Here is a 24,239-nt window from a genome sequence, read left to right on the forward strand (position 1 = left end):
TTAGTAAATTTGAAATTCTTTATTTTTGATAGCATCTTCGGTTAATGTTTCTTCAATTCTTTTTAACAATTCAAGCTTTCGCTTGTGCAAAATCATTTGTTTAATAGTTGGTATCGCATAACTCATTGGAGCAATATCATTCCGCAATAATACATCTTTAATTTTAACTAAATAAACACTCGTTGAATCTTCTTTATGAATAAATTTATTTTTCTTTAAAAAATTGCTCTTATCATAACTTTTTAAGAAAGAAGCATTCTTTATAACATCATCATACTTAATCCAAATTGAATCATTTAAATTATGTGACTTTAGTTGTAATTCTTGTTTTGTAATTTCAAGATTAGATTTATAACTATCGTCCTTAAATAAAGAAATAAATTCTTTGGCATTATTAATTTTTTTATCAAAATAAATATATCTGAATTTAACTAGAGCTTCATTAAGTTTAAAAATACCTTTATTTTCTTCATAAAACTTTTCAATATCTTCTTCAGTAACCAACGTATCTAACTCTTGTTTTACTACTGCTTCTTTATATTTATTAATTAATAAATCATTATGATATTTTTCTACTAAAGTATTAATGTGCTCTTTTTCTTCGTGAAGATTAATTTTTGCCTTTTGAACTAGCAAATGCTCCTTTGCCCAGTTGTTAATATAATTTTTAACAAAAATTAAACTATCCTCTTTAGATATATTTTTTGGCAATACTTCTTTTATATCTTTTTCATATAAATAATTTTCATAAACTTTAGCTACTGCTTTACCTTCATCTTCTGTTGGTTTACAAGAAAATAGAGCAAAAATTATAAATATGTAAATTAATTTTGAATACAACTTAATTTTGATTTTGTTTAATCACCTTTTTTAACACCCTTTTATTAATTTTAACTGGGTATCTATTCTTTAATTCAGCAATCCAATCGTTTTCCAATTGTTGTTGATAATCATTAATTACCTTACCTCTAGCTTTTTCAAACTTCATAGGTTCTGGTGGTAAAATTTTATTCGTTTTAACAACTACAAAGTTATTTGTATTTTCTTTAAACACTTTAGAAACTCCAACATCTTCTAACACAAAGCCTTTTGGATACTTTCTGTGATTTTCTTCTAAAATACCATTTGTAAACAGCACATGTATTGTAGGACCTTCATTTACTGCAGATTTAATCTCTTTAATACTTTTACCAGCCTCAAGTAAATTCTTAACCAATAAAGCCTTTTCTTCTTCTGTACATGAGGCTATAATAACATCTCCTCTTTTATTCTGCATATACTTATCAGCATTATCTCGATAAAAAGCTTTTAGCCCTATGGTATCCATTTCTGCTTTTTTCCAAACTTTATTTTGTAACAATTCAAATAGCAATAAACCATCTTTATATTCTTGCATCGTAAAAGCGAAATCAGCATCTGTTTTTTCTAAATTAGCTTTATAATAATCTAGAACTTTCAGTTCTAAAAAATTAGTAAAAGTATCTATATTTTTAATTCTTCCTTTACTATACTCAACTAAATCTGACAATAGCGTTTTTTCTCCATTTATTGTGAAAATAGCATTGTCTAAATTGGTGTCAAGTTTACTTTTATTATTAGCTATAAAAGCTTCTTTTAAGTTAGTGTCAACAGAAATATTATAACTATTCATTAACTTTTTAACAACAGATTTTCCTGCTTTTTTTGAACGTTCATTCCTTTCTGTTTTTTGCACCAACTCCCCTCTTCTAGTTTCTATATCTCCAATAGGATGTTTCTTTAATAATTTTACAATATGCCAACCATAATTTGTTTTAAATGGTTCAGAAACATCATTAACTTCTTTTAATGAAAAAGCTACATCAGAAAAAGGCTTTATCATTCTGTTTGCATTAAATTTAGGCAATGCTCCTCCTTTAATTGCAGAAACTTTATCATCAGAATGTTTATTTGCTAAAACATTAAAAGGATCACCTTGTTTTACTTTGGCATACACCTCATTTATTTTGGTTTTAGCATAAAGTGAATCTTGTGGATTATGTTTAATTACTATATGTGCAACTTCAACTTCACCACTTGAAGGTCTCTTATCATTTACTTTAACTATATGATAGCCAAATTGTGTTTTAAAAGGCATTGAAACTTTACCAATCTCGGTGTTATATGCTGCATTTTCAAAATCATAAACCATATCAAATACTGTAAAGTAACCTAAGTTTCCACCATTACTTTTTACTGATGGATCCTCTGAGTATTCTTTAGCTACTTCCTCAAATGGTTGTCCGTTTACAACTTTCATTCTAGCTTCAAGTATTTTATTATAAGCTTTTAAAGTATCAGCAGGCATTGCTTCTTTAGAAACACGAACTAATATATGACTAGCATTTACCTCTAACTTAAGCCTATCATAAGCCTCTTGAATCAGAGATTCGGTAATTTTACTATCTTTTAAATATGGAACAATTAACTGCTCTCTATAAGAATTTAACTCATTTTTAAATGACGAAACTGTATCGTATTTAAGTGCATAAGCTTGTTTTAATTTTAACTTATAGTTTATATACAATTCTAAATACTCTTCAACAGACTTTTTATTCTCTTCCGCAACAATATCTCTATTTTTATTAAACACTCTCACAAACTCATCCGTATAAACGGGAGTGTCTGCTACTGTAAATAAAATGTCTTTTTTTGACTGTGCTTTTATGTAAATAGAATTTACAAGTAAAATGCAAATCAATAAGTTTTTAAAATTCATAAAAAAATAAATGTAATGGCTCCTTAAAACGATGTCAAAAATATTTTTTATTTCTTAAAATTGCTGTTAAAAATATCACAAAGATATAACTCCTTCAACTTTTGCTACTTCTTGATATTTCTCTATAATAGCATCAGCACTATCCATCTGAACTAATATAGTTAAACTGATATATTTTCCTGTTTTTGATGATTTTTTTTCAATAACTGCACCTGTATGATTAAATATATTTTCTATCTCTAAAACCTTACTTTCATCTTCTGGAATTATAAATTTATACATATATTTTGTTGGAAAGTCAGTTGTTTCTTCTAAACTATGTTTTAATTTTTTATAAAATTCTATTTGTTTATTCATTCGTTTTTTTTAACTTTTTAAACAATTAATGTACCACTTTATAAAAATGGACATTACCTGACAAAAATACAGATAAAATTTAGTTTCTTTGTTATATGACAAGTAATCTAAAAGACACTCCAAAAAAAATTGTAATTACTGGAGCTCCAGGAACAGGAAAAACAACATTAATTAATGAGTTAGAACATAGAAGTTTTGTTTGTATTCCTGAGATTTCTAGACAAATTACATTAGAAGCAAGAGAAAATGGCATTGAATATTTATTTCTCAAAGATCCTTTATTATTTAGTAAATTATTATTGGAAGGTAGAGAAAATCAATACTTACAATCTTTAAAACTAGATGCAGATATTGTATTTTTTGACAGAGGCATTCCAGATATTCATGCTTATATGAATCATACTAAGACTGTTTATCCTAAAGTTTATCTTGAAAAAAGTGAAAAGTACAAATACGATCATATTTTTTTATTACCTCCTTGGAAAGATATTTACAAAACCGACGATGAGCGATATGAAAGTTTTGAAATGGCTACTGAACTTCATCATCATTTAAAAAACTCATATACGGAACTTGGATATTCCATACTAGAAGTTCCCATTGGTGAGATTGATTTTAGAGTTAATTATATTCTTAATAACTTAGTATAAAACTAATGAATATAACCAAAACCATTTTAAAAAAATATTGGAATTATTCTGATTTTAGAGCCTCTCAAGAGCAGATTATCAACAGTATTTTAGAAGGTAAAAATGTAGTAGCTATTTTACCAACTGGTGGCGGAAAATCTATTTGTTATCAAGTACCTACTTTAGTAAATGAAGGTGTATGTTTGGTAATTTCTCCTTTAATTGCTTTGATGAATGACCAAGTAACTAATTTAAAAAACAAAGGAATAAAAGCAATTGCAATTACATCAAACTTAAATCAAGAGCAAACCATTCAAGCTTTTGACAACTTACAATTTGGTAATTATAAATTTTTATATCTATCTCCTGAAAAACTACAAACCGAATTTATTCAACAAAAATTAAAACAATTAAATATAAATTTAATTGCAATTGACGAAGCTCATTGCATATCTGAATGGGGACATGATTTTAGACCTGCTTACTTAAAAATTCCTATTCTAAAAGAACTAGACATTAAAGCTCCTATTTTGGCTTTAACTGCTACTGCAACTAATCGGGTTTTAAATGATTTAATGACCAATTTAAAAATAAATAATGCCGTTGTATATAAACAATCTCTAGTTAGAAAAAACTTAGCCTTAATAATATCTAGACATGAAGATATTTATTTTGAATTAACCAAAATTTTAAAAAAACTATCTCATACCGCAATTATATATGTAAACAGCCGAAGAAGAGTACATGATTTAAGCATTTATTTAAACAAGAATGGATTTAAAAGTTCTTATTATCATGCAGGTTTATCTAATGAAGAAAAACAACAAGCCTTTGAAAATTGGATGGAAGAAAAAACACCAATAATTGTTGCTACCAATGCCTTTGGTATGGGTATTGACAAAGATAATGTAGAACTTATTGTACATATCGACCCACCATATAGCTTAGAAAATTACATGCAAGAAGCTGGTAGAGCCGGTAGAAATGGAGCCAACGCAACTTCTATTGTATTTGCAAATAATAATAATATTAATACCCTTAAAACTAATTTTGAAAAAGGAATAGTTACAGAAGATTTTATTAAAAACATCTATAAAAATTTAAATCAATATTTCTATATCTCTTATGGTGAAAAGCCCGAAAATTTATTAGAATTTGACCTTGCAACTTTTTGTCATCTGTATAAAATTAACATCCTTAAAACCTATAATGCATTAAAGTTACTAGAACGTGAACAGATTCTTTTATTTAGTGAAGGATTTAATAAACAGTCGGCATTAAAATTTATAATCTCTCCAGAAAACGTTTTAGATTATGCTAATAGAAATAATAATAATCTTATTAAAGTAATTTTAAGAACTTATGGAGGAATTTTTGATCATTTTATAAAAATTAATGAATCTGTTTTAGCTCAAAAATTAAATACATCACAATCTAAAATTAAAAGTTCACTTATTAGATTGGAAAAAGATGGATTACTAAATTATAAAAACAATAAAACCACAAGCCAAATACAGTTTTTAGTTCCAAGAGAAGATAATAGAACCATTAATAGTATTTCTAAATATATTAAACAATATAACGACATTAAATTGGAAAAATTTAATGCCGTATTAAATTATGTAACTAATGATTCTGTTTGTAGGAGCAAATTATTATTAAATTATTTTGATGAAAAGATAAAAGAAAATTGTGGTATCTGTGATGTTTGTAAAAGCTCAAATAGTGTATTGTTAGATGACACCATGCTTTCAAATCAAATAATAGAATTACTTAAAACCCAACAATCATTATCTAGCAAAGAAATAGCTGCACAATTAAACCAATCATCATTTACAATATTAAAGACCCTACAAAACCTATTAAACACTAATAAAATTACCCTAAATTCGCAAAATAAATTAGAAATTGTAAAAAATGATTAATGTGAATATTGTATTTATGGGTACACCAGATTTTGCAGTTGGTGTATTAAGAAAGTTAATTGATACCAATTTTAATGTCGTAGGTGTTGTTACGGCTCCTGATAGACCTTCCGGAAGAGGAAGAAAATTAAACCAATCTGCAGTAAAAAAGTATGCTATAGAGCAAAACCTGCCTGTTTTGCAACCTACAAACTTAAAAAGCGAATTGTTTTTATCCGAACTAAAACAACTCAATGCTAATTTACAAATTGTAGTTGCCTTTAGAATGTTACCAAAAGTTGTATGGCAGTTGCCTGATTTGGGGACCTTTAATTTACATGCTTCTTTGTTACCAAATTACAGAGGTGCTGCCCCAATCAATTGGGCTATAATTAATGGAGAAACTCGGACAGGAGTAACCACTTTTTTTATAGATGATAAAATAGATACTGGTGCTATTATATTAAAGGAGGAGTTAGCAATTGACAAAAACGATACGGCAGGATCTTTACATGATAAATTAATGGTATTGGGTAGTGAACTAGTCGTCAAAACTGTAAAAGAAATTGAAAAAGGAAACGTAAAAACTATACAGCAAACCAAATTAGAACAACATCAACTAAAAGAGGCTCCAAAGATATTTAAAGAAACTTGTAAAATTGATTGGAATAATTCTATGGATGCCATTTTTAATAAAATTAGAGGATTAAACCCATACCCTGGAGCTTGGACATTTTTACATAACAACAACCAATCTTTAGAAATGAAAATTTATAACGTATCTAAAGAAAAAGAAAATCACACACACCCTATTGGTAAATTAATAGTTGGCAAATCTCAATTAAAAGTTGCCGTAAATGAAGGATATATTAGCATTGAAGAATTACAATTGCCTGGAAAGCGTAAAATGAAAATTGGAGACTTACTTAACGGATATAGCTTTGATATAAATAGCTATGTTTTTAATTAATCTCTTTTATGTTAAAAAATTAATTCAATAAAACTTAAATAGAAAGTTCCTATAGACAACTCAAACATTTAGTTTTGAATGGAAATGTAATCTATTGTATAGGCGATAATGAATTAAGATAAAATTAACACTAACCCCCATATTCATTGAGTTTTTAGAGGAAAACATAGGTAAAAACCCATGGTTGTTAACAATTTTATCCATTTTATTAACAAATTTAAAGATTTTGAGTACTAAAACTTGCGTGAAGCCTTATAAAATCTATATTTGTTGAGCTTAACAACAAGCAAAATAAATATTAATCAATTTTAAATTTAAGAATTATGAACAAATCAGAATTAGTAGAAGCAATGGCTGCAGATGCAGGAATCTCAAAAGCAGCTGCAAAAAAAGCATTAGACTCTATTATGGATAATGTACAAGGTACTTTGAAGAAAGGTGGAAGAGTTTCTTTAGTAGGTTTTGGCTCTTGGTCAGTTTCTTCTAGAGCAGCTAGAGATGGTAGAAACCCTCAAACAGGAAAAACTATTTCAATTCCTGCTAAAAATGTAGTAAGATTTAAACCAGGTGCTGAATTAAAAAATGCTGTAAACTAATTTTAAATTAGCTTAAAAATTTTAAAAACTCTCATTATTAAATGAGAGTTTTTTTTGTTTATACCTATATCTATTTAAGGTAAAAGTTTCTATCAACAAGTTTTTTAATAAAATTTACTATATTAGTTGGATAATTAAATAACTTATGGCACAAATAAAACTAACTAAGGGAAAATTGCTGATTGCAGAGCCATCAATTTTAAATGATTCTTCTTTTAATAGGTCAGTAATACTACTCTCTGAACACAATGAAGAGGGTTCCATCGGTTTTATTATTAACAAACCTTCTAAATTTGTGTTAGGTGATTTATTACCTGAAATAGAATCAGATCTTATTATATACAAAGGTGGACCTGTTTCTAAAGAAAACTTATATTTTGTTCATAGAGTTCCACATTTAATTCCGAATAGTGTCACAATAGCTGATGGTATCTTTTGGGGAGGTGATTTTGATGCTGTACAAGAACTTTTAATAAATAATACCCTTGGAAAAGATGATATTCGTTTTTTTCTGGGATATTCTGGTTGGAGTAAAAACCAATTACAAGACGAGTTAGATACCACTTCATGGATAGTAATAGAAAATAAATATCAAAATATTTTTGATGTTTCCGATCAATCCTTTTGGAAAGATCAATTAATGAGATTTGGTGGCGAATATAAACTTTGGGCAAATGCACCTGAAAACCCCAGTTTAAACTAACTATAAATTGCCCAACATAAAAGCAAAACTTCTTGAAGATCTGAGATAAGATGGAAAGCAAGTAAAATTCTTATAATTTTCACCAAACTACTTCTCTAAGGCTTTCAAATTTTCTATTTAGTTAATATTTGTTACATTTAGCACATAAACTACTCAAAATACCATACCAAAAATTATAAAAGCTAAAGTGATAAACCAAAAACACATAAATAATTTTAGTATTCATCTAAAAAAATATTTTAATACTGAAATTGTACTTGGAAATAAAAAAGTTGGCCTGAAAAAAATACAATGCTATTAAAAAACTTTTACAAACAATTATCGTTTTAAAAATGCGGAATTTAGAAAAATTAACAATCCTCATTATTCGAAATCTGAATATTTTAATTATTCCACGAAACATGACTTGGCTTGTAAATTTTAAATAATCACAAAATAAAATTATCATTCTTTTGCTGAAATAAGTATTTTCCATATTTAATTTTGAATGTTTATAAAATATAAAAGAACAATAAACTAAAACAAAACCACAGTATGAGTTATATTAAATCATTATTTAATTCAAAAGATCAACCTATTAACTCATACGCAAACTTTTGGAGTTGGTTTACCCAAAATGAACAAAAATTTTATAAGGTTTTAAAAAATCAGGGAAATATTGAAAAAGATTTTTTTGATAAACTATCTCCAAAATTAGATGAATTAAAAGATGGGTATTGGTTTTTAGCAGGTATGTTAAACGATACTACTGCTGAACTAATATTAACCGCTGATGGAGTGATAAAAAATATTGTATTTGTTGAAGAATTGGTTGAGGCAGCTCCTAAAATTAACAACTGGAAAATAACAGCTCTGAAACAACCTTCTGATATCACCAAATTTGGAATTGAAATAGATGGTTATAAGTTTGATAGTAGTAAAATGAATTTCTTTTCTACCACTCATAAATATATGCCTGATGAAATTGATATTACCATTACGCATCAAGATTTTAACGAAGAAAATAAAGCCGTAATAACAAATGGAGTATACCTCAGCTTAGACAATACTCTAGGTGAACTAAAATCTATTACAACTATAGATAATGTAACTATTATTAACCCAAAAGATGCTACTGAAGAGCTAATTCCTTTAAATAAACTTAAAGACTTTTTAACTTGGAGAGAAAAAGAATTTGTGGAAAAATATAAAGGATTAAGACACAATACAGAAAACGACAGCTATTCTGGATTAGAAGGCACTTTAAACAATGGTCTACCATTGGTTGCTGTTATAAATATGGATTTATTAAATTGGGATAGTAAAGCTTCACATCCGTGGATTTCAGTTGTAGAAATAAAATACAATGGAGATGCTAATAACGGAATGCCTAATAGTTACGAATATGAACTCTTGAATGAAATAGAAGAAAAAATAATGGAAGAGTTAAAAGACTATGATGGATATTTAAACCTTGGTAGACAAACTGCAGATTCTATTCGTGATATATACTTTGCTTGTATAGACTTTAGAAAACCCTCAAAAGTTCTCCATAAACTAAAACTATTATATAAAGATAAAATAGAAGTAAACTTTACCATATATAAAGATAAATATTGGCAATCATTTAACCGGTTTTTACCTTAAGTGTACTCTCTATTTGCTACCAAGCCAATTGTCTCTACTCTTTTTCTCTCTATTTGTTACTTTTTCTTGCAATTTAGTAGTGTAATCTCTATTACTATCAAAAGTAAACATGGTTTCTTTTTGTTTACCAAACCGTTTAAAAATCAGTTTTACTGTCTGATTAGGTCTAAATTGTCCAAAAAATTCTGAAGGCTTGGTTTCTGCTGTAATAAGTTGGTCATTTATAGAAACAAACTCATCTCCAACCGATAAACCTGCTTTATAAGCAGCACCTCCTACAATAGGATTTGAACTTACTTTAAAACCTGAAAATCTTGCTCCTAAACTCAATTCATCTTTTTTGTCTTGCACAAAACTTATTCCTACAGAACTAAACAAAGTTTTATAATCTGGCATTTGACTATCAAAAATATACTTAGAAAAAAAGGCATCTGCAAATTCTTTTCCTGCATAACGTTGTAATGCATATTGTATATCTCTAACTGTATACGGAACTTCAGTTTTTCCATAATTTTTCCAAACCAATTTCATAAAACCGTCTAAAGTTTTATCATTATCTAAATTTCTTAAAGATAAATCAAGTGCCAATCCTAATACACTACCATAGGTATAATAAGAAATAAAAGTATTTACTCTATTTACGGGATCTACAGATTTGGCAGCATCTACAAAAGGAGCTTGATAACTCATTTCGATAGGATTAAAATAATTTCGTCCAGGAGAATTCCATACATAATTAAGCCCTCCTGCTAACCTTTCAACATATTCTTTTTGAGTGATTAATCCTGCTCTACAAAGTGTTAAATTAGTATAATAACTAGTAAATCCTTCAGCAAACCATAATTCACCAGACATATTAGCTTCAGTATAATTAAAAGGCTCTAAGGTTTGAGGTCTTATTCGTTCTACATTCCAAATATGAAAAAATTCATGTGCTACAGTTCCAATATTAATATCTAAACCCCCATTAGCCAAACTTCTTGTACTGGTTAAAACTGTAGAATTTCTATGCTCCATTCCATCTCCAGAAGCATTAGGTATATAGCAAGCTAAAAAAGTATATTCTCCAAAATCAAAATCAGGCAATTCTCCAAAAATTTTCTGTTGAGTTAAAACCACTTTTTTAACCTTTTCAAAATATTCATCTAATTCAGCTTCAGTTCCATTATGGTGTAAAGCAAAATTAATTTTTTGTTTTTTTGTTCCATTTTCTACCGTAAAACTTCTTACTGAATGATTACTAATTTCTGTAGGACTATCCATAAAATAGTCCAAATTTGGAGCATAATAAGTGTTATTTCCTGTTTTTTTTAACTGCGTAGCTATTTTCCAATCTAAATCTTTTCGTACATTAAATGTTACATTAATTGGCCTATGCTCATAATCTAAAGCATACATAAATGTTGCAGGAATGTTTAAATGGGCATGAGTTTGGTCAATTTGACTATACGTACCATCTCCTCTATTTCCAAATAATGTATACGTAACTTTTACTGTTCCATCATGTTTACCTATATTCCATTGATGAGGATTGGCTCGTGTAACGGTCAATTCATTACCCTTTCCATCAACCGCTTTTACATTATAAATATTTTTAGCAAATTCGTGTAATGCATAACGTCCTGGTGAGGTTCTACTCATTCGTAACTTTAGTACTTTATTTTCTAAATTGCTAAATACTGCTGTTATTTGTGCTTCGTGATGTTCTGCATTTTCAAATGAAATGGTGTAATTATTTGCAGTTTGACTGAATGTTAAAAAAGAAAATAATACAGTAACTAAAGTAAAAAGAAATTTTGATCTCATTATATTTTTAGGATAATTAGTTATTAGTAAAGAAAATAAATATATATTTTAATATAGAAACTACTACGATATTAGATTTCCATCTGCATCCCACTTTGCTATTTCTCCACGTTTTGATTGATCTATAAATTTTGACAACCACTCTTTTTCGTATTCAAAGCCATGAGCCTTTAATACATCGTCAGGTACACCATCCCAAACATTAGGTGTATTTCCTTTGTATCCTAAATCTTCTATACCCATTTTTGAAGTATAATAGCCGGTTAGTGTTAAATCTCGCATTTTAGTAAAAAATTTTTCACCTTGTTTATGCTCTTTCTTTGTTTTTTTAGGATATGCAATTAAATCACACACCTCTAATTGCTCTTTTTGTGAACATTTTTTGAATTCTTTTCCATAATTTTTATTACAAAAATTATCTAACCACATAATACCTCCACGTAAAGGAGTTTGGTGATAAGGCATATCTTTTACTATAAACTCTATAAAATCAGGAACTTTTGCATCTGTGGCTGATCCAAAATTTTCATTTTTGGGAAGAATTATATCACATAAAACAGCTATAGTTTCAAGTTCATGTTCATTAAAAAATGTTTCTTCGTGTAACCTTTTATCTCTTTCCCTTTCTTCAGGTGTTCGTCCATAAAATGGTGTATTGTCTTTAGGTAGTACTTCGGTAGTATTATCTTCCTTTGAAATACAGCCTTGTACTGTTAAACCAACAGCAACAGAACCTAATAATAATGATTTTATAGTATCTCTTCTGTCCATTACACTAAATATTTTGCTTTTTTAATTGATCAACAATATAATCAGAAGTACGCCATGATAAGGCTAAAATAGTCCATGTAGGATTCTTATCCGCTTGAGAAACAAAAGGTCCACCATCAACAATAAAAACATTATCAACATCATGTAACTGCATGTATTTATTGGTAACTGATTTTTTAGGATTATTACCCATTCGGGTTGTACCTACTTCATGAATAATCTCACCTGGTTTTAACAATCCATAATTTTTATCTTCACCTGGTTTTTCTCCACTAATTACCTTTCCTCCCATAGCATCGATAATTTCATCAAATGTATTTACCATATGCCTTGCTTGAAGTTTTTCGTGTTGCGACCACGTATAATTAAACCTCAATACTGGAATTCCCCATTCATCTACAACATCGGGGTCAATTTCACAATAATTATCTTCTCTGGCAATACATTCTCCTCTACCAGCCATTCCAACAATAGAACCGTAAAATCTTTTCACATCATCTCTTAGGGCATTACCATACCCTCCTATTTCACCTCCAATATATTCATTTAATCCATTAACATTAAAGCCAAATCCATAAGCTGGCATCCCTAACCCTCCCCAAACTTCAATGTGATATCCTCTTGGAAAATCTAATTTCTTGTCATTTCCCCACCATGGAGAATATAAATGCATACCACCTACTCCATCTTCATTGTACATTTTTCTATTCATTAATCCGGGGACAAAACCTACTCGATCTGCTCCAGTAGAATCATGTAAATATTTACCAACTAGCCCGCTACTATTACCTAAACCATCTTTATGAGTTTTACTTTTAGAGTTTAATAAAATTCTAGCTGTACTACAAGCTGAAGCTGCTAATACTACCACTTTGGCTCTAAGTTGATATTCTTTTCTGTCTTTTTTGTTTATGTAAACTACGCCTGTGGCTTTTCCATTATCGTTAGTAAGTACTTCACGGACCATAGCATCAGTATATAAAGTTATTTGACCTCCTGATTTTTGTGCAGGAAAAATAAGACATGATCCTGAAGAAAAGTCGGCATAAATACTACATGATCTACTACATTGTCTACAATAAAAACAGACTCCTCTATCTTCATTAATTTTTTTTGTTAAAATTGATAATCTAGAAGGAATTACGGGGATTCCTAATTTTTCAGCACCACGTTTATAGTATAACTCGTGAAGCCTTGGTTTCGGTGCTGGTAAAAAGAAACCATCTGGTTCATTTTCAATACCTTCTTTACTACCAAAAACCCCAATTAACTTGTCAACTTTATCATAATAGGGTTTTACATCTTCGTAAGAAATTGGCCAATCATCACCTAAGCCGTCATGACTTCGACGTTTAAAATCTAATGGGCCAAATCGTAAAGAAATTCGCCCCCAATGATTGGTTCGTCCTCCTAACATTCTAGATCGGAACCATTCAAATTTTGTTCCATTTTTTCTTGTATAAGGTTCGCCTTTAATATCCCAACCACCATAAGCCGCATCAAATTCTCCAAAAGGTCTAGTAGTTCCTGCTCCTCTCCTAGGAGATTCATAAGGCCACTTTAATTGATTTTTTTGTTCCTCATTGGCAGGGTCAAAATAAGGACCCGCTTCAACAACAGCTATATTTAAACCGGCTTCTGAAAGCACCTTAGTGGCCATACCACCTCCAGCTCCAGAACCAACTATAATAACATCAAAAGTTTTGGGTGATTCTTTTATTTGCATGAAAAATTGTGTTTCTTTTCAAATATATAAAAACTAACTCACTTTTATTTTAGCTTAACAATAAATTATTTAATAATTAGTTTTATTTTTGCAAAATAATAAAAACTAATGAATTACATTCTATACGACGGGTCAGTACGAGACAGTTTACTTCCTTTTACTTACACGAGACCAGTTGCTGATATAAGAATTGGTATTTTAACCATAAGAGAGAAATGGGAAAAATATTTAGGACTTACCACGACAACCTTAACTGAAGAATACTTAGAAGAGAAATTTCCAATGGTTGAAATGGAAAGGAATATTATGATAAATGCTTCTTTTTTGCCTACTGAAAAATTAGTTGAAATGGTCCGAGAGCTGCGAGAGCATCAAGCAATTTATTACCATGATGAAATTGTTGCTTTCTATACTTTTGAAACACAAGAAGAAATTGACTTTACCCAATATACTTCCATAAATTATAATGAAGAACTAATACAATTACGAAATACTTGGGATATATTTACCTTTAATGAACAAGCCATTAAACATGACTTTAAATTAATAACTGAAGGTAGAAAATCTGAACCAATACCTGATACAGTAGGATGTATTCATAAAGAAAATATTTTTTTAGAAGAAGGAGTTGATATTAGTTTTGCTACTTTAAATGCTTCGTCAGGACCAATATATATTGGTAAAAATGCTATTATTATGGAAGGTACTTCCATACGAGGTCCATTAGCAGTATGCAATGATGCTGTAATAAAAATGGGATCAAAAATTTATGGAGCTACCACGTTAGGTCCATTAAGTAAAGTTGGAGGCGAATTAAATAATGTAGTTATTTTTGGATATTCTGGAAAAGGTCATGAGGGTTATTTAGGAAATGCTGTGATTGGCGAATGGTGTAACATTGGAGCCGATTCAAACAATTCAAACTTAAAAAACAGCTATGCAACTGTTAAACTATGGAATTATGACACTGAAAGTTATCAAGATACTGGTTTACAATTTTGTGGTTTAATGATGGGAGACCATTCTAAATGTGCAATAAACACCATGTTTAATACAGGAACTGTTGTAGGTGTTTCTGCCAATTTATATGGTTCTAATTTTCATAAAACTTTTATTCCTTCTTTTTCATATGGAAGTCCAGAAGGTTTTACTTCATTTAAATTAGATAAAGTTGATGAAGTTGCCACAAGAGCAATGTACAGAAAACATTTGCCTTATACCGAAATTGAACAAAAAATTCTTCATCATATATTTGAAATTACTAAAAAATTTAGAGATTAAAACATAGATTCTAACGAACCCAAAAAAAGGATAAATTATATTTAATTTATCCTTTTTTGTTAATTACTATTCTTTTTTATCTTTTACTTCTGGCACAGGATCATACCCACTTCTTCCCCAAGGATGGCAACTAAAAATCCGTTTTATTGATAGCCATCCTCCTTTAAAAAGACCATGTTTTTGTAACGCTTCAACCGTATAATGAGAACAAGTTGGTGTAAACCTACAACTTGATGGTGTATATGGTGAAATGGCTACTTGATAAAACCTAACCAACAAAATAAATGGATATGTAAGTATCTTTTTAATTGAAATAAAAATTATAATGTAAATGTGGTTCCTTCTTTTCCATCTTTTAAATGAACACCCATAGCAGAAAGTTCATCTCTGATTTGATCAGATAATGCCCAATTCTTATTTACTCTGGCTTCATTACGCATTTTTATAAGTAATTCTACAACGTTATTTAATACTTCTGAATTGTCTACAGAAGTTACATTTTCCAATCCTAATACATCAAAAATAAAGACATTAAATGTATTCTTAAACGTTTCTAAATCTTTTGACGATAGCGTTTCTTTTTTATCTACTAATGCATTTATAATTTTTACACCTTCAAATAATTGAGCTATAAGTATTGGACTGTTAAAATCATCATTCATAGCATCATAACAACCTTGTCTCCACAAACCTACATCAACAGTAGAAGCTTTTGAAGGTTCAATGCTTTTAAGTTGATTTATTGCATTCATCAATCTGTAATAGCCTTTTTCTGAAGCTTCTAAAGCATCATTAGAAAAATCTAATATACTTCTATAATGAGCTTGAAGCATAAAAAAACGAGCAATAGTTGCTGGAAATGGCTTACTTAAGATATCATTATCTCCTGTAATTATCTCTTCAGGTAAAATAAAATTACCAGTAGATTTTGCCATTTTTTTGCCATTTAAAATAAGCATATTTCCATGCATCCAATATTTAACTGGACTAACATTGTTATGAGCTTTAGCCTGAGCTATTTCACATTCATGATGCGGAAATTTTAAATCCATTCCACCACCATGGATATCAAACTCTTCTCCTAAATATTTAGTGCTCATAGCCGTACATTCCAAATGCCAACCAGGAAAACCATCACTCCACGGCGAAGGCCAACGCATTATATGTTCTGGTTGAGCTTTTTTCCACAACGCAAAATCTTGTGGATTACGTTTTTCTGATTGACCATCTAAAGTACGAGTATTGTGAATTGCATCTTCAATGTTTCTTCCGCTTAAAATACCGTAATGTTCCTTTTCATTATATTTCAAAACATCAAAGTAAACAGAACCATTTACTTCATAAGCCAATCCTTTATCTATTATATTTTTAATAATTTCAATTTGTTCTATAATATGACCTGTGGCAGTTGGCTCAATATTGGGAGGCAATAAATTGAATTTCCTCAATACATTATGAAAATCAACTGTATATTGTTGTACAACCTCCATGGGTTCAATCTCTTCTAAACGAGCTTTTTTAGCTATTCTATCTTCACCAACATCGGCATCATTTTCTAGATGTCCAGCATCTGTAATATTTCTTACATAGCGAACTTTATAACCTAAATGTTTAAAATAACGATACACTAAATCAAAAGACATAAAAGTTCTTACATTGCCTAAATGCACATTGCTATAAACTGTTGGTCCACAAACATACATACCAACATAGCCCTCAATTAAAGGAATAAAATCTTCTTTCTGATTTGAAAGTGAATTATAAATTTTTATTTTTTGTTGTTTATACAACTCCATAAAATCGGTTCTTTTTAGATGGGCTAAAGGTAACAACAATTTAGGAAGTAAAAAACCTCTAAATTTTATAAAATTTAGAGGTTTTTTTTAATAATTTAATTACTACTCACTATTTCTAATTCAAAAATTAAATCTGTATCTGGTGGGATAGGTCCACGACCTAGAGTTCCATATGCCAAATGAGATGGTATAAATAACATTACCTTATCTCCAACATTCATTTTCTGTAAGCCTTCTTTAAATCCTGGAATTAATGCAGCATCGGGACTATAATCCATCTCTTTTGAGTTATATCCGCCTTGTGCTTCAAACTTCGGATCATATTTTAGAAAAAGTTTTGCAATTTCTATATCATTTGAAGTAAACAACTCTCCGGATTTGAAATAACCAGAGTAATAAACATTAACAGTAGAGCCCGTCCTAGGTTTTTCCCCATTTCCTTTTTTAATGAAATAAATTTTTAGTCCAGATTCCAAACTATCTGCTTTTGCTTCATAGTTTTCTTTGAGCTTTAAAAATCTCTGTTTGGCTTTTTGGGCTTTTTTATTTTTTAATTCAGCTTCCTTTTCTAATTTCTTGAAGTAATTTCCAAATATTTTAGGAGCATTAAACTTTTTTGATTCTTTTCCAATTCTAATAATTTTTATTTTATTTATTATATCACCTTCTTGAATTGAATCCACAACCTGTTGCCCTTCAATTAAATTACCAAAAACTGTATGAACTCCATCTAAACTAGGTGCAGGTTTTAGAGTTATAAAAAATTGAGCTCCATTGGTATTAAATCCTGAATTGGCCATTGATAACACTCCTTTCTTATTATGAGTAAGTATTAAATCTCCATTTTCATTGGTAGGAAACTCATCTTCAAACTGATAGCCTGGACCTCCAGAACCTGTCCCTTCAGGATCTCCTCCTTGAATAATATAATTTTTAACGACTCTATGAAACTTTAACCCATCATAAAAAGGTTTCTTTTTAAATTTTGGAGCCACATAAGGATTAGTGCCTTCTGCTAATGAAACAAAATTGGCAACTGTAATTGGTACAGTTTTATACTCAAGAAGAACCAAGATGCTTCCTTTATCTGTTTTAATATCTGCATATAACCCATCATCCAAATCAGGATAATCACCTGTTTTACAAGAAGTAACTACAAATAATAATATAAGAAACAATCCTTTTAAAACTCTCATCGTAATTCCATTATTAATTGTTAGTGAGAATTTTATGTAAAGTAACCTTGTATATTAAAGGTTCATTAGATTTAATTTTTTTATACCCCGAATATCCATATGCTTTATGGGAAGGGAATAAAAATGTTACCGTCTCTCCTTCTTTCATTAATTTAATACCATCTTGTAATCCTGTTATAAGTTCTTGTTTATCCACAAGATAATTTTTCTCACCTAACTCTTCTTTAGTATAGATAATCTCATCATTAATATCTCTAATCTCATACGTAAAAGTAACTTCATCACCTGTTTTTGGCAATGCCGATGTTTCAGAAATTTTATTGTTATAATAGTACCAAAATCCATATTCTGATGTAATATAATCTTTACTTGAATCTGCTTGCATTAATTTGATAAAAGCTTCTTCTTCAACTTTATTAATAATTTTATTACGTATAATAGATTCTTGTAAAAAAGTGGATGTGCTTTGTGTTACTGGTTTTCTTGGCTGTGGCCTTGTACACGAAACAAATACAACAACAACTCCAATGGTCAGTATTTTATTCCATACATTTTTAGAATTCTTAAATTTAAGTATTGAAAATAATTTCAATAAAAGATTTTGATTAAATCTGTTTTTAATTTTAGTAATCATATGAATTTTCTAATTCGTTTTTATATTTTGGCAAAGCTTCTAAAAAATGTTTTACTGTATCTTGCAACGATGCTTCACTTCTTCCTCCAGCAGCATTTAAATGCCCTCCTCCATTAAAATGAGTTCTAGAAAATTCATTTACTGAGAATTTTCCTTTAGAGCGTAAAGAAATTTTTATAATACCTTGTTTTTGATCTTCAATAAATATAACTGCAAAAACAACACCTTTTACTGACAATCCATAATTTACAAACCCTTCAGTATCCCCTTTTTTAAAATTAAAACTATTTAATTCGTGTTGAGAAATGGTAATATATGCGGTTCTATATTCATTTAGTACTTTTAAATTATTTAACGCTATACCTAATAATTGTAAACGATTAAAAGAATTGGTATCGTATAATCGATTGTGTATTTTAGTATGATCAATACCTAAATCCATTAATTTAGCAACAATTAAGTGCGTTGTACTTGATGTGGCTGAATATTTAAAAGACCCAGTATCTGTTACAATTCCAGTATAGATACAAGATGCAATATCCTTATCAAGATTTTCTAATTCATTTAATTGATCTATAAAATGATATATCATTTCACTCGTAGATGCTATTAGCGGATCAGAATAACAATACTTAGCATAATCATCTGGCTGCTCATGATGATCTATCATTATAAAAGTAGGGTTTATACCTTCCAATACTTTTTGCATTTGATCTCCTACTCTATGTAGTGCATTAAAATCTAAAGTAAATACAATTTCTGCGTCTTGCAATAACTCTGATGCTTCTCTAACATTTTCTTCAAAAACAACTACTTTATCCTGATTTGGTAGCCATTTCAAAAAATCAGGACAATCATTAGGTGAAACTACAGTTACCTTATGATTTAATTTTAATAAGTAATGGTATAATGCCAAACTTGAGCCATAAGCATCTCCGTCAGGGTTTCGATGTGATACAATTACTATCTTTTTAGGATTTATAAGCAGCTGCTTTACCTCTTCTATTTCTTTGGTATTCATTGCTTGCGAATATACAATATTTTCATCTTTCAGATAATTATTAACGTTCTGTAGTTATTTTAAACTGTTTTTTAAACAAAACATTTTTAACCATAAAACTTAATAATTCTATCCTATAAATATACAAAACATCATATAAACTAAACTATAGAACAATCAATTCTTAAAGAACTATTGTCTAAAAAATGATTATTATTTTATAAAATATCATGGTGTATTGTCAATTTTAATGACTTAGTTGTAAACATAAAAATGCTTAGTAATTTTTTTGTTTAAAAAAAGGTCACCATATATATAGATTGTTTAGATATTTTATAGGTAATTTTAATAAAACAACTACTTTTGCAATTCATAAAAAGATAACTTAAAATGACAACAAACAGAACTTTTACAATGCTTAAGCCTGATTCTATTGAAAAAGGTAATATTGGTGCAATTTTAGAAAAAATTAACGCTGCTGGATTTAAAATAGTAGCTATGAAATTAACACAAATGACAGAGAATGATGCAAAAGCGTTTTATGCTGTTCATAAAGAAAGACCTTTTTTCAATGACTTAGTAACTTATATGACACGTGGGCCTATTGTTGCTGCTATTTTAGAAAAATCTAATGCTGTAGAAGATTTTAGAGCATTAATTGGGGCTACTAATCCCGAAGAAGCTGCTGAAGGTACCATAAGAAAATTATTTGCTACTTCTATTAGTGAAAACGCTATACATGGAAGTGACAGCGATGAAAATGCAGCTATAGAAGGAGCTTTTCATTTTGCTGGTAGAGAAGTGTTTTAACATGATTATTTAAACACACCTTAATCAGAAATAGATAAGACTTAAAACAAGTATTTACACTTTTTTAGAATATATTTATTTCAAGTTTATAAAATAAAAAATGCCTCGAAAATTTCGAGGCATTTTTTTTACACTTATAGTAGTTAAACACTACTAATATTTGATAGCTTTTTTACTAAGCTCTGTTCCGTTTTCAAAGGTAGTATTTAATATAAGTACTGTACCTTTTCTAATGTTATGAGTATTTACTCTAAATTCACTTTCGTTAGGTAACATATTCACTAGCAATCTACCAGTAACATCATACATTTTTAATTCACTAACTATTGTTTTAGATTTAATTAGTAAAGCACTTTCTTCACTAACAATTACAAAATCATTATTCATTTCAATATCATCAACACCTAAAGTAGCTTTTTTAAACACTAAAGAAAATCTATCATCATGACTTCCTGTTGCTGCCTCAAATGTATAATCACCTTGTTTTAAATCGTGAGTTACATTTAATTCGTGGTCTACTAAATAAAGATCATTATCTTTTATAGCTCCTTCAAACTGATCTATACCAATAGTATATGATACATCAGCATCTTCTATATACGTTTGAAATGCTAATGGCACTTCTTTATCAATGCTAAAATTACCTAAGGCTTGAATACCATATTTTAAAGTATCAATTTTTGAGTATAGGTTTATCCAACCTTCACTTAACTTAATACCATCATACCCCTTATCATATCCGTCCGTTGCATTTTCGTCAAAAGCTACTAATATTTGACTGTTAGCTCCACCTATACTACTATTTGCTTGTAACCATACTCTATTTTTTTCTTCTGAAGTAGACTTTTTAGTTTCTGTACCTCTAAAAAATTGAGTGTTATCTCCTTTTACACGCATTGCATCCGTAAAAGTAGTTTTAGGATTAGCATTATCTGCCGCTACAACAAATCCTTGACCCGAACCTATATATTGTCCAGGTGCAGGAGCTCCAGATGGTGAGCCTGTACCCGAACCAGGACCAACAAATCCGGTTAAGTTATAAAGAGCATAATCATTAAATGTATATTGCTCTCCTGTTGTATCTTCATTATTAGGTGTTTTATGCGACCAAAAATAAAGCGTACCACTTAAAGTAGATAAATTATTTCCTTCAAGTATAAATTTATCAGCATCTATAGCTGATGGATAAGGGTTACCAATTAAATTCATATCATTTAAAGAGTTACCATCATCGTTAAAAACTAAATTTACACCAGTTGCTTCTGATTTAATTGTACCATTATTAGGTATACCAGTAAATGCAACTGTAGCTGTTCCTGGATAAGACCCTGTAACAGGACCTTGTGAAATATAGCCTTGACCTACTTTCATAGTTTGACCAGCTGCAGGTATCCATTCTCCTAAAACTTGATTACCTCCAACGCCATCAACATTTGTTGCCGATTGATCCCAATAAAAAATTCGACCTTGATCATAAGTTCCTGAAGGAAATACAGAAGATATACTCGCATTTTGTACCGGAGATGACCAATAGGTATAGTCACTAGCATTAGTAAGTGATGTTGTAGTTTCGTATTTAGTAATAACACCAGATATAGCAACTGTAGTTCCATAAGGATCTCTTTCATTTACCGTATATAACGATTCTTGATCTCCAACGGTAAAAGTACCATTTATTGTTAAGCTTGTAGTAACCTCTACATAATTTGAAGTACCACTATTAAAATCTAAATTGCCATCTACAGTTAAGTTACATGCCGTAAGTGAACCATCTGCAGCTGTATAAGTACCCGTGATAGTAACACTTCTTGTTCTATCTGGTTTTCCATTATTCCATACTGTTGTCCATTCTGCAGGCCCAGAATATTGTGTACCTAAGGCAACATTACTATCAGGGTCAGCATTATTAACTTCATCTAAATCTAAAATAATAAAATCATTAATATCAAAAGTTCTAGAAGGCAACTGTGTATTACCACATCCTTTAATTATACTAAGATTTTCTCCCCAAGGAGTAGGAGAACCTGATCCTATATTAGACACTCCTAAAATATCAATTCTATCATTATAACAAGTACTTGCAGCTGTTGAAGTAGAAATTAAGATAATATCATTACCAGTAAAATTGGCTGCTAACGTTGGTATAACTGTAGCTGACCCCATATTTGCTGCAAGAGGTAATGTGGCACCTCCAGCTAAACTGTTTTTAAATAACAGTACTCCACCAGCTGGTATAGCAGGTATAGCTACAGAATGATCTGGAGCCGTAAATTCAACTGTACCTTGGTTTGTATTCGCATCTACATATAAACATAAATAATAATTCCCCCCTGGAGAAGGTGCATTAGAAATATTTTTTATTTCAATCCATTGATCTTCAGTCCCCAGCCCTTCATAATATTGTGATATCATTAATTGACCTGTTGTAACAACATCTGTTGCTTCACCTTGAATTACAAAATTATAAGGGTCTGTACCTGGAGTATTATTATCTATACTAATTTCAGCAACTTTTGTACCAGAAATTGTAGGGTTAAATTCAACCGTAAATGTAGTAGTACCTCCTGGGGCAATAATTGTTGCAGGATTAGCAATAACCGTAAAATCAGCGGCATCAGCTCCTGAAATTTGTACAATTGGAATATTATTTAAACGTAAGGTATCTGTACCTGTATTTTCAATGGTAAAGATTCTTGTAGAACCTCCAAATGCATTAATATCTGTATCTAAAAACTGAGTGTGATTGGAGTCACTAGCCGTTGCAGAACCATCTGCTATTGGATTACCATTCCCTGTTACTTCCATAATTGGGTATGGTGCTACACCTTCACCTGAAACTTGATAAGTAAAAAACGGTGTATCAGGATCAGTACTAAAAATAAAAACAGTACCACTAAGTGGACTTGCTATAGAAACAGGACTAAAAACTATCTCATAAGTAAAAGAAGAACCTGGTGTTAATGTGTAAGGTAAAGTTACCCCTGGTGGTAAAACAATGCTGTAATGTGAATCTGGAGAAGGAATAAAATCAAGATAACTTATATCTAAATCTTCCCCACCATTATTAGCAACAGTAAATGAACGTGTTACAGTCTCTACATTAGCCACAGCCTGACCAAAATCAGTATTATCTCCTGAAGTAGTTGAATGCCCATTATTAATAACCACACTATCATCTCCAACTACACCAATATCGGGAACAGGTGGGAGTCCTTCTGCCGTAATTTCAAAGTAGTAATCTTCAGTCACACCAAATATAAGCAGAACAGGATCTGTTGCTCGCACATGCACTACTGCTGTTTGGGTACCTACAGAGGTAGGCGTAAAATTAACTGTAAAACTAGATGTATCACCAATACTTGTTGTTAAAAATGGCGAAGGTGAATTAACAGTAAAATCCCCCGACAATGCAACTGTAGAGATATATAAATTATTATTTGTTGCAGCAGTAAACGTAAACGTTTTACTTATTGAATTACCAACCACTACACTTCCCATGTCAGTTCCATCTGCTGCAATGGGTGTGTTTGCTGTTGAAGGTGAACTCGTTGTGGTAATTACCTGTAGTGGACTTCCTCCACTTACATCACCAAATTGAGCGTTTATAAATCCTATTGCAAAAATTGCAACTAGAAGAGTACATAGTAATTTTTTCATCATTTTTTTTGTGTGTTAGTGTCTTTAACAGCTTTTTCTT

At 29.9% G+C, this 24,239-nt stretch carries 20 protein-coding genes; 8 read left to right on the forward strand and 12 right to left on the reverse strand.

Going from position 1 to position 24,239, the window contains the following annotated elements:
* The 3 genes from EGM88_RS00310 to EGM88_RS00320 all read right to left on the reverse strand — a co-directional run bounded on the left by EGM88_RS00310 (position 1) and on the right by EGM88_RS00320 (position 3,094).
* Complete coding sequence (locus tag EGM88_RS00310; protein WP_123895884.1) at positions 1-840, reverse strand: hypothetical protein; 840 nt, start codon at positions 838-840, stop codon at positions 1-3.
* A gap of 1 nt (position 841) precedes the next feature.
* On the reverse strand, positions 842-2,737 hold the full coding sequence (locus EGM88_RS00315; RefSeq protein ID WP_123895885.1) for a peptidylprolyl isomerase: 1,896 nt from the start codon (positions 2,735-2,737) through the stop codon (positions 842-844).
* A gap of 75 nt (positions 2,738-2,812) precedes the next feature.
* Positions 2,813-3,094, reverse strand: a complete 282-nt coding sequence (locus tag EGM88_RS00320; protein ID WP_123895886.1) for a DUF493 family protein — start codon at positions 3,092-3,094, stop codon at positions 2,813-2,815.
* A gap of 95 nt (positions 3,095-3,189) precedes the next feature.
* On the opposite strand from EGM88_RS00320, the gene EGM88_RS00325 reads away from it, so the two are divergent.
* From EGM88_RS00325 to EGM88_RS00350, 6 genes are all read left to right on the forward strand, one after another.
* Entirely contained in the window at positions 3,190-3,744 is a 555-nt protein-coding gene (locus EGM88_RS00325; RefSeq protein ID WP_123895887.1) for an AAA family ATPase, read from the forward strand.
* A gap of 5 nt (positions 3,745-3,749) precedes the next feature.
* Complete coding sequence (locus EGM88_RS00330; protein ID WP_123895888.1) at positions 3,750-5,648, forward strand: RecQ family ATP-dependent DNA helicase; 1,899 nt, start codon at positions 3,750-3,752, stop codon at positions 5,646-5,648.
* Positions 5,641-6,597 carry a methionyl-tRNA formyltransferase gene (fmt, locus tag EGM88_RS00335; RefSeq protein ID WP_203229409.1) on the forward strand — a complete coding sequence of 319 codons (957 nt, stop codon included), beginning with the start codon at positions 5,641-5,643 and terminating at the stop codon, positions 6,595-6,597. Before EGM88_RS00330 ends, fmt begins: the two co-directional genes overlap by 8 nt.
* Before the next feature lie 323 nt (positions 6,598-6,920).
* Complete coding sequence (locus tag EGM88_RS00340; RefSeq protein WP_123895889.1) at positions 6,921-7,193, forward strand: HU family DNA-binding protein; 273 nt, start codon at positions 6,921-6,923, stop codon at positions 7,191-7,193.
* A 145-nt stretch (positions 7,194-7,338) separates the two neighbouring features.
* A complete protein-coding gene (locus tag EGM88_RS00345; protein ID WP_123895890.1) occupies positions 7,339-7,896 on the forward strand; it encodes a YqgE/AlgH family protein in 558 nt (185 codons plus the stop codon).
* A 534-nt stretch (positions 7,897-8,430) separates the two neighbouring features.
* A complete protein-coding gene (locus tag EGM88_RS00350; protein ID WP_123895891.1) occupies positions 8,431-9,522 on the forward strand; it encodes a DUF695 domain-containing protein in 1,092 nt (363 codons plus the stop codon).
* 9 nt (positions 9,523-9,531) lie between these two features.
* Here the strand turns inward: EGM88_RS00350 and EGM88_RS00355 are convergent, their stop codons facing one another.
* The 3 genes from EGM88_RS00355 to EGM88_RS00365 all read right to left on the reverse strand — a co-directional run bounded on the left by EGM88_RS00355 (position 9,532) and on the right by EGM88_RS00365 (position 13,825).
* The gene (locus EGM88_RS00355; RefSeq protein WP_123895892.1) at positions 9,532-11,328 is read right to left on the reverse strand and encodes a M61 family metallopeptidase; all 1,797 of its coding nucleotides are present in this window, start codon (positions 11,326-11,328) and stop codon (positions 9,532-9,534) included.
* Positions 11,329-11,391: 63 nt separating this feature from the next.
* On the reverse strand, positions 11,392-12,099 hold the full coding sequence (locus EGM88_RS00360) for a gluconate 2-dehydrogenase subunit 3 family protein (RefSeq protein ID WP_123895893.1): 708 nt from the start codon (positions 12,097-12,099) through the stop codon (positions 11,392-11,394).
* A gap of 4 nt (positions 12,100-12,103) precedes the next feature.
* The gene (locus EGM88_RS00365; RefSeq protein ID WP_123895894.1) at positions 12,104-13,825 is read right to left on the reverse strand and encodes a GMC family oxidoreductase; all 1,722 of its coding nucleotides are present in this window, start codon (positions 13,823-13,825) and stop codon (positions 12,104-12,106) included.
* A 108-nt stretch (positions 13,826-13,933) separates the two neighbouring features.
* Between EGM88_RS00365 and EGM88_RS00370 the strand changes: the two genes are divergently transcribed.
* Positions 13,934-15,106, forward strand: a complete 1,173-nt coding sequence (locus EGM88_RS00370) for a putative sugar nucleotidyl transferase (RefSeq protein WP_123895895.1) — start codon at positions 13,934-13,936, stop codon at positions 15,104-15,106.
* Between the two features lie 66 nt (positions 15,107-15,172).
* Here EGM88_RS00370 and yidD read toward each other — a convergent pair whose 3' ends face one another.
* The 5 genes from yidD to EGM88_RS00395 all read right to left on the reverse strand — a co-directional run bounded on the left by yidD (position 15,173) and on the right by EGM88_RS00395 (position 19,753).
* Positions 15,173-15,415 (reverse strand): membrane protein insertion efficiency factor YidD, encoded by a 243-nt coding sequence (gene yidD, locus EGM88_RS00375; protein ID WP_162497517.1) that lies wholly within the window; start codon positions 15,413-15,415, stop codon positions 15,173-15,175.
* Between the two features lie 11 nt (positions 15,416-15,426).
* Positions 15,427-16,902, reverse strand: a complete 1,476-nt coding sequence (gene cysS / locus EGM88_RS00380; RefSeq protein ID WP_123895897.1) for a cysteine--tRNA ligase — start codon at positions 16,900-16,902, stop codon at positions 15,427-15,429.
* Positions 16,903-16,997: 95 nt separating this feature from the next.
* On the reverse strand, positions 16,998-18,098 hold the full coding sequence (locus EGM88_RS00385) for a peptidylprolyl isomerase (protein WP_123895898.1): 1,101 nt from the start codon (positions 18,096-18,098) through the stop codon (positions 16,998-17,000).
* A gap of 13 nt (positions 18,099-18,111) precedes the next feature.
* Positions 18,112-18,732: a gliding motility-associated peptidyl-prolyl isomerase GldI gene (gldI, locus tag EGM88_RS00390; RefSeq protein WP_123895899.1), complete on the reverse strand. Its 621-nt coding sequence runs from the start codon at positions 18,730-18,732 to the stop codon at positions 18,112-18,114.
* Positions 18,722-19,753, reverse strand: coding sequence for a DHH family phosphoesterase (locus EGM88_RS00395; protein ID WP_123895900.1), 1,032 nt, complete (start codon positions 19,751-19,753; stop codon positions 18,722-18,724). The genes gldI and EGM88_RS00395 overlap by 11 nt, the downstream gene beginning before the upstream one ends.
* A gap of 369 nt (positions 19,754-20,122) precedes the next feature.
* Between EGM88_RS00395 and EGM88_RS00400 the strand changes: the two genes are divergently transcribed.
* Positions 20,123-20,542, forward strand: coding sequence for a nucleoside-diphosphate kinase (locus EGM88_RS00400; RefSeq protein ID WP_123895901.1), 420 nt, complete (start codon positions 20,123-20,125; stop codon positions 20,540-20,542).
* A gap of 153 nt (positions 20,543-20,695) precedes the next feature.
* On the opposite strand, the gene EGM88_RS00405 is transcribed toward EGM88_RS00400, so the two are convergent.
* A complete protein-coding gene (locus EGM88_RS00405; RefSeq protein ID WP_123895902.1) occupies positions 20,696-24,202 on the reverse strand; it encodes a choice-of-anchor D domain-containing protein in 3,507 nt (1,168 codons plus the stop codon).
* Positions 24,203-24,239: the final 37 nt, after the last annotated feature.

It is taken from the genome of Aureibaculum marinum (assembly GCF_003813905.1).
Taxonomy (GTDB): domain Bacteria; phylum Bacteroidota; class Bacteroidia; order Flavobacteriales; family Flavobacteriaceae; genus Aureibaculum; species Aureibaculum marinum.

What these genes read in the sequence shown, in the direction of transcription:
- EGM88_RS00315 (WP_123895885.1), bottom strand. Translation starts at nt 2,737, where the DNA reads ATGAATTTTAAAAACTTATTGATTTGCATTTTACTTGTAAATTCTATT.
- EGM88_RS00320 (WP_123895886.1), bottom strand. Translation starts at nt 3,094, where the DNA reads ATGAATAAACAAATAGAATTTTATAAAAAATTAAAACATAGTTTAGAA.
- EGM88_RS00325 (WP_123895887.1), top strand. Translation starts at nt 3,190, where the DNA reads ATGACAAGTAATCTAAAAGACACTCCAAAAAAAATTGTAATTACTGGA.
- EGM88_RS00330 (WP_123895888.1), top strand. Translation starts at nt 3,750, where the DNA reads ATGAATATAACCAAAACCATTTTAAAAAAATATTGGAATTATTCTGAT.
- fmt (WP_203229409.1), top strand. Translation starts at nt 5,641, where the DNA reads ATGATTAATGTGAATATTGTATTTATGGGTACACCAGATTTTGCAGTT.
- EGM88_RS00340 (WP_123895889.1), top strand. Translation starts at nt 6,921, where the DNA reads ATGAACAAATCAGAATTAGTAGAAGCAATGGCTGCAGATGCAGGAATC.
- EGM88_RS00345 (WP_123895890.1), top strand. Translation starts at nt 7,339, where the DNA reads ATGGCACAAATAAAACTAACTAAGGGAAAATTGCTGATTGCAGAGCCA.
- EGM88_RS00350 (WP_123895891.1), top strand. Translation starts at nt 8,431, where the DNA reads ATGAGTTATATTAAATCATTATTTAATTCAAAAGATCAACCTATTAAC.
- EGM88_RS00355 (WP_123895892.1), bottom strand. Translation starts at nt 11,328, where the DNA reads ATGAGATCAAAATTTCTTTTTACTTTAGTTACTGTATTATTTTCTTTT.
- EGM88_RS00360 (WP_123895893.1), bottom strand. Translation starts at nt 12,099, where the DNA reads ATGGACAGAAGAGATACTATAAAATCATTATTATTAGGTTCTGTTGCT.
- EGM88_RS00365 (WP_123895894.1), bottom strand. Translation starts at nt 13,825, where the DNA reads ATGCAAATAAAAGAATCACCCAAAACTTTTGATGTTATTATAGTTGGT.
- EGM88_RS00370 (WP_123895895.1), top strand. Translation starts at nt 13,934, where the DNA reads ATGAATTACATTCTATACGACGGGTCAGTACGAGACAGTTTACTTCCT.
- cysS (WP_123895897.1), bottom strand. Translation starts at nt 16,902, where the DNA reads ATGGAGTTGTATAAACAACAAAAAATAAAAATTTATAATTCACTTTCA.
- EGM88_RS00385 (WP_123895898.1), bottom strand. Translation starts at nt 18,098, where the DNA reads ATGAGAGTTTTAAAAGGATTGTTTCTTATATTATTATTTGTAGTTACT.
- gldI (WP_123895899.1), bottom strand. Translation starts at nt 18,732, where the DNA reads ATGATTACTAAAATTAAAAACAGATTTAATCAAAATCTTTTATTGAAA.
- EGM88_RS00395 (WP_123895900.1), bottom strand. Translation starts at nt 19,753, where the DNA reads ATGAATACCAAAGAAATAGAAGAGGTAAAGCAGCTGCTTATAAATCCT.
- EGM88_RS00400 (WP_123895901.1), top strand. Translation starts at nt 20,123, where the DNA reads ATGACAACAAACAGAACTTTTACAATGCTTAAGCCTGATTCTATTGAA.
- EGM88_RS00405 (WP_123895902.1), bottom strand. Translation starts at nt 24,202, where the DNA reads ATGATGAAAAAATTACTATGTACTCTTCTAGTTGCAATTTTTGCAATA.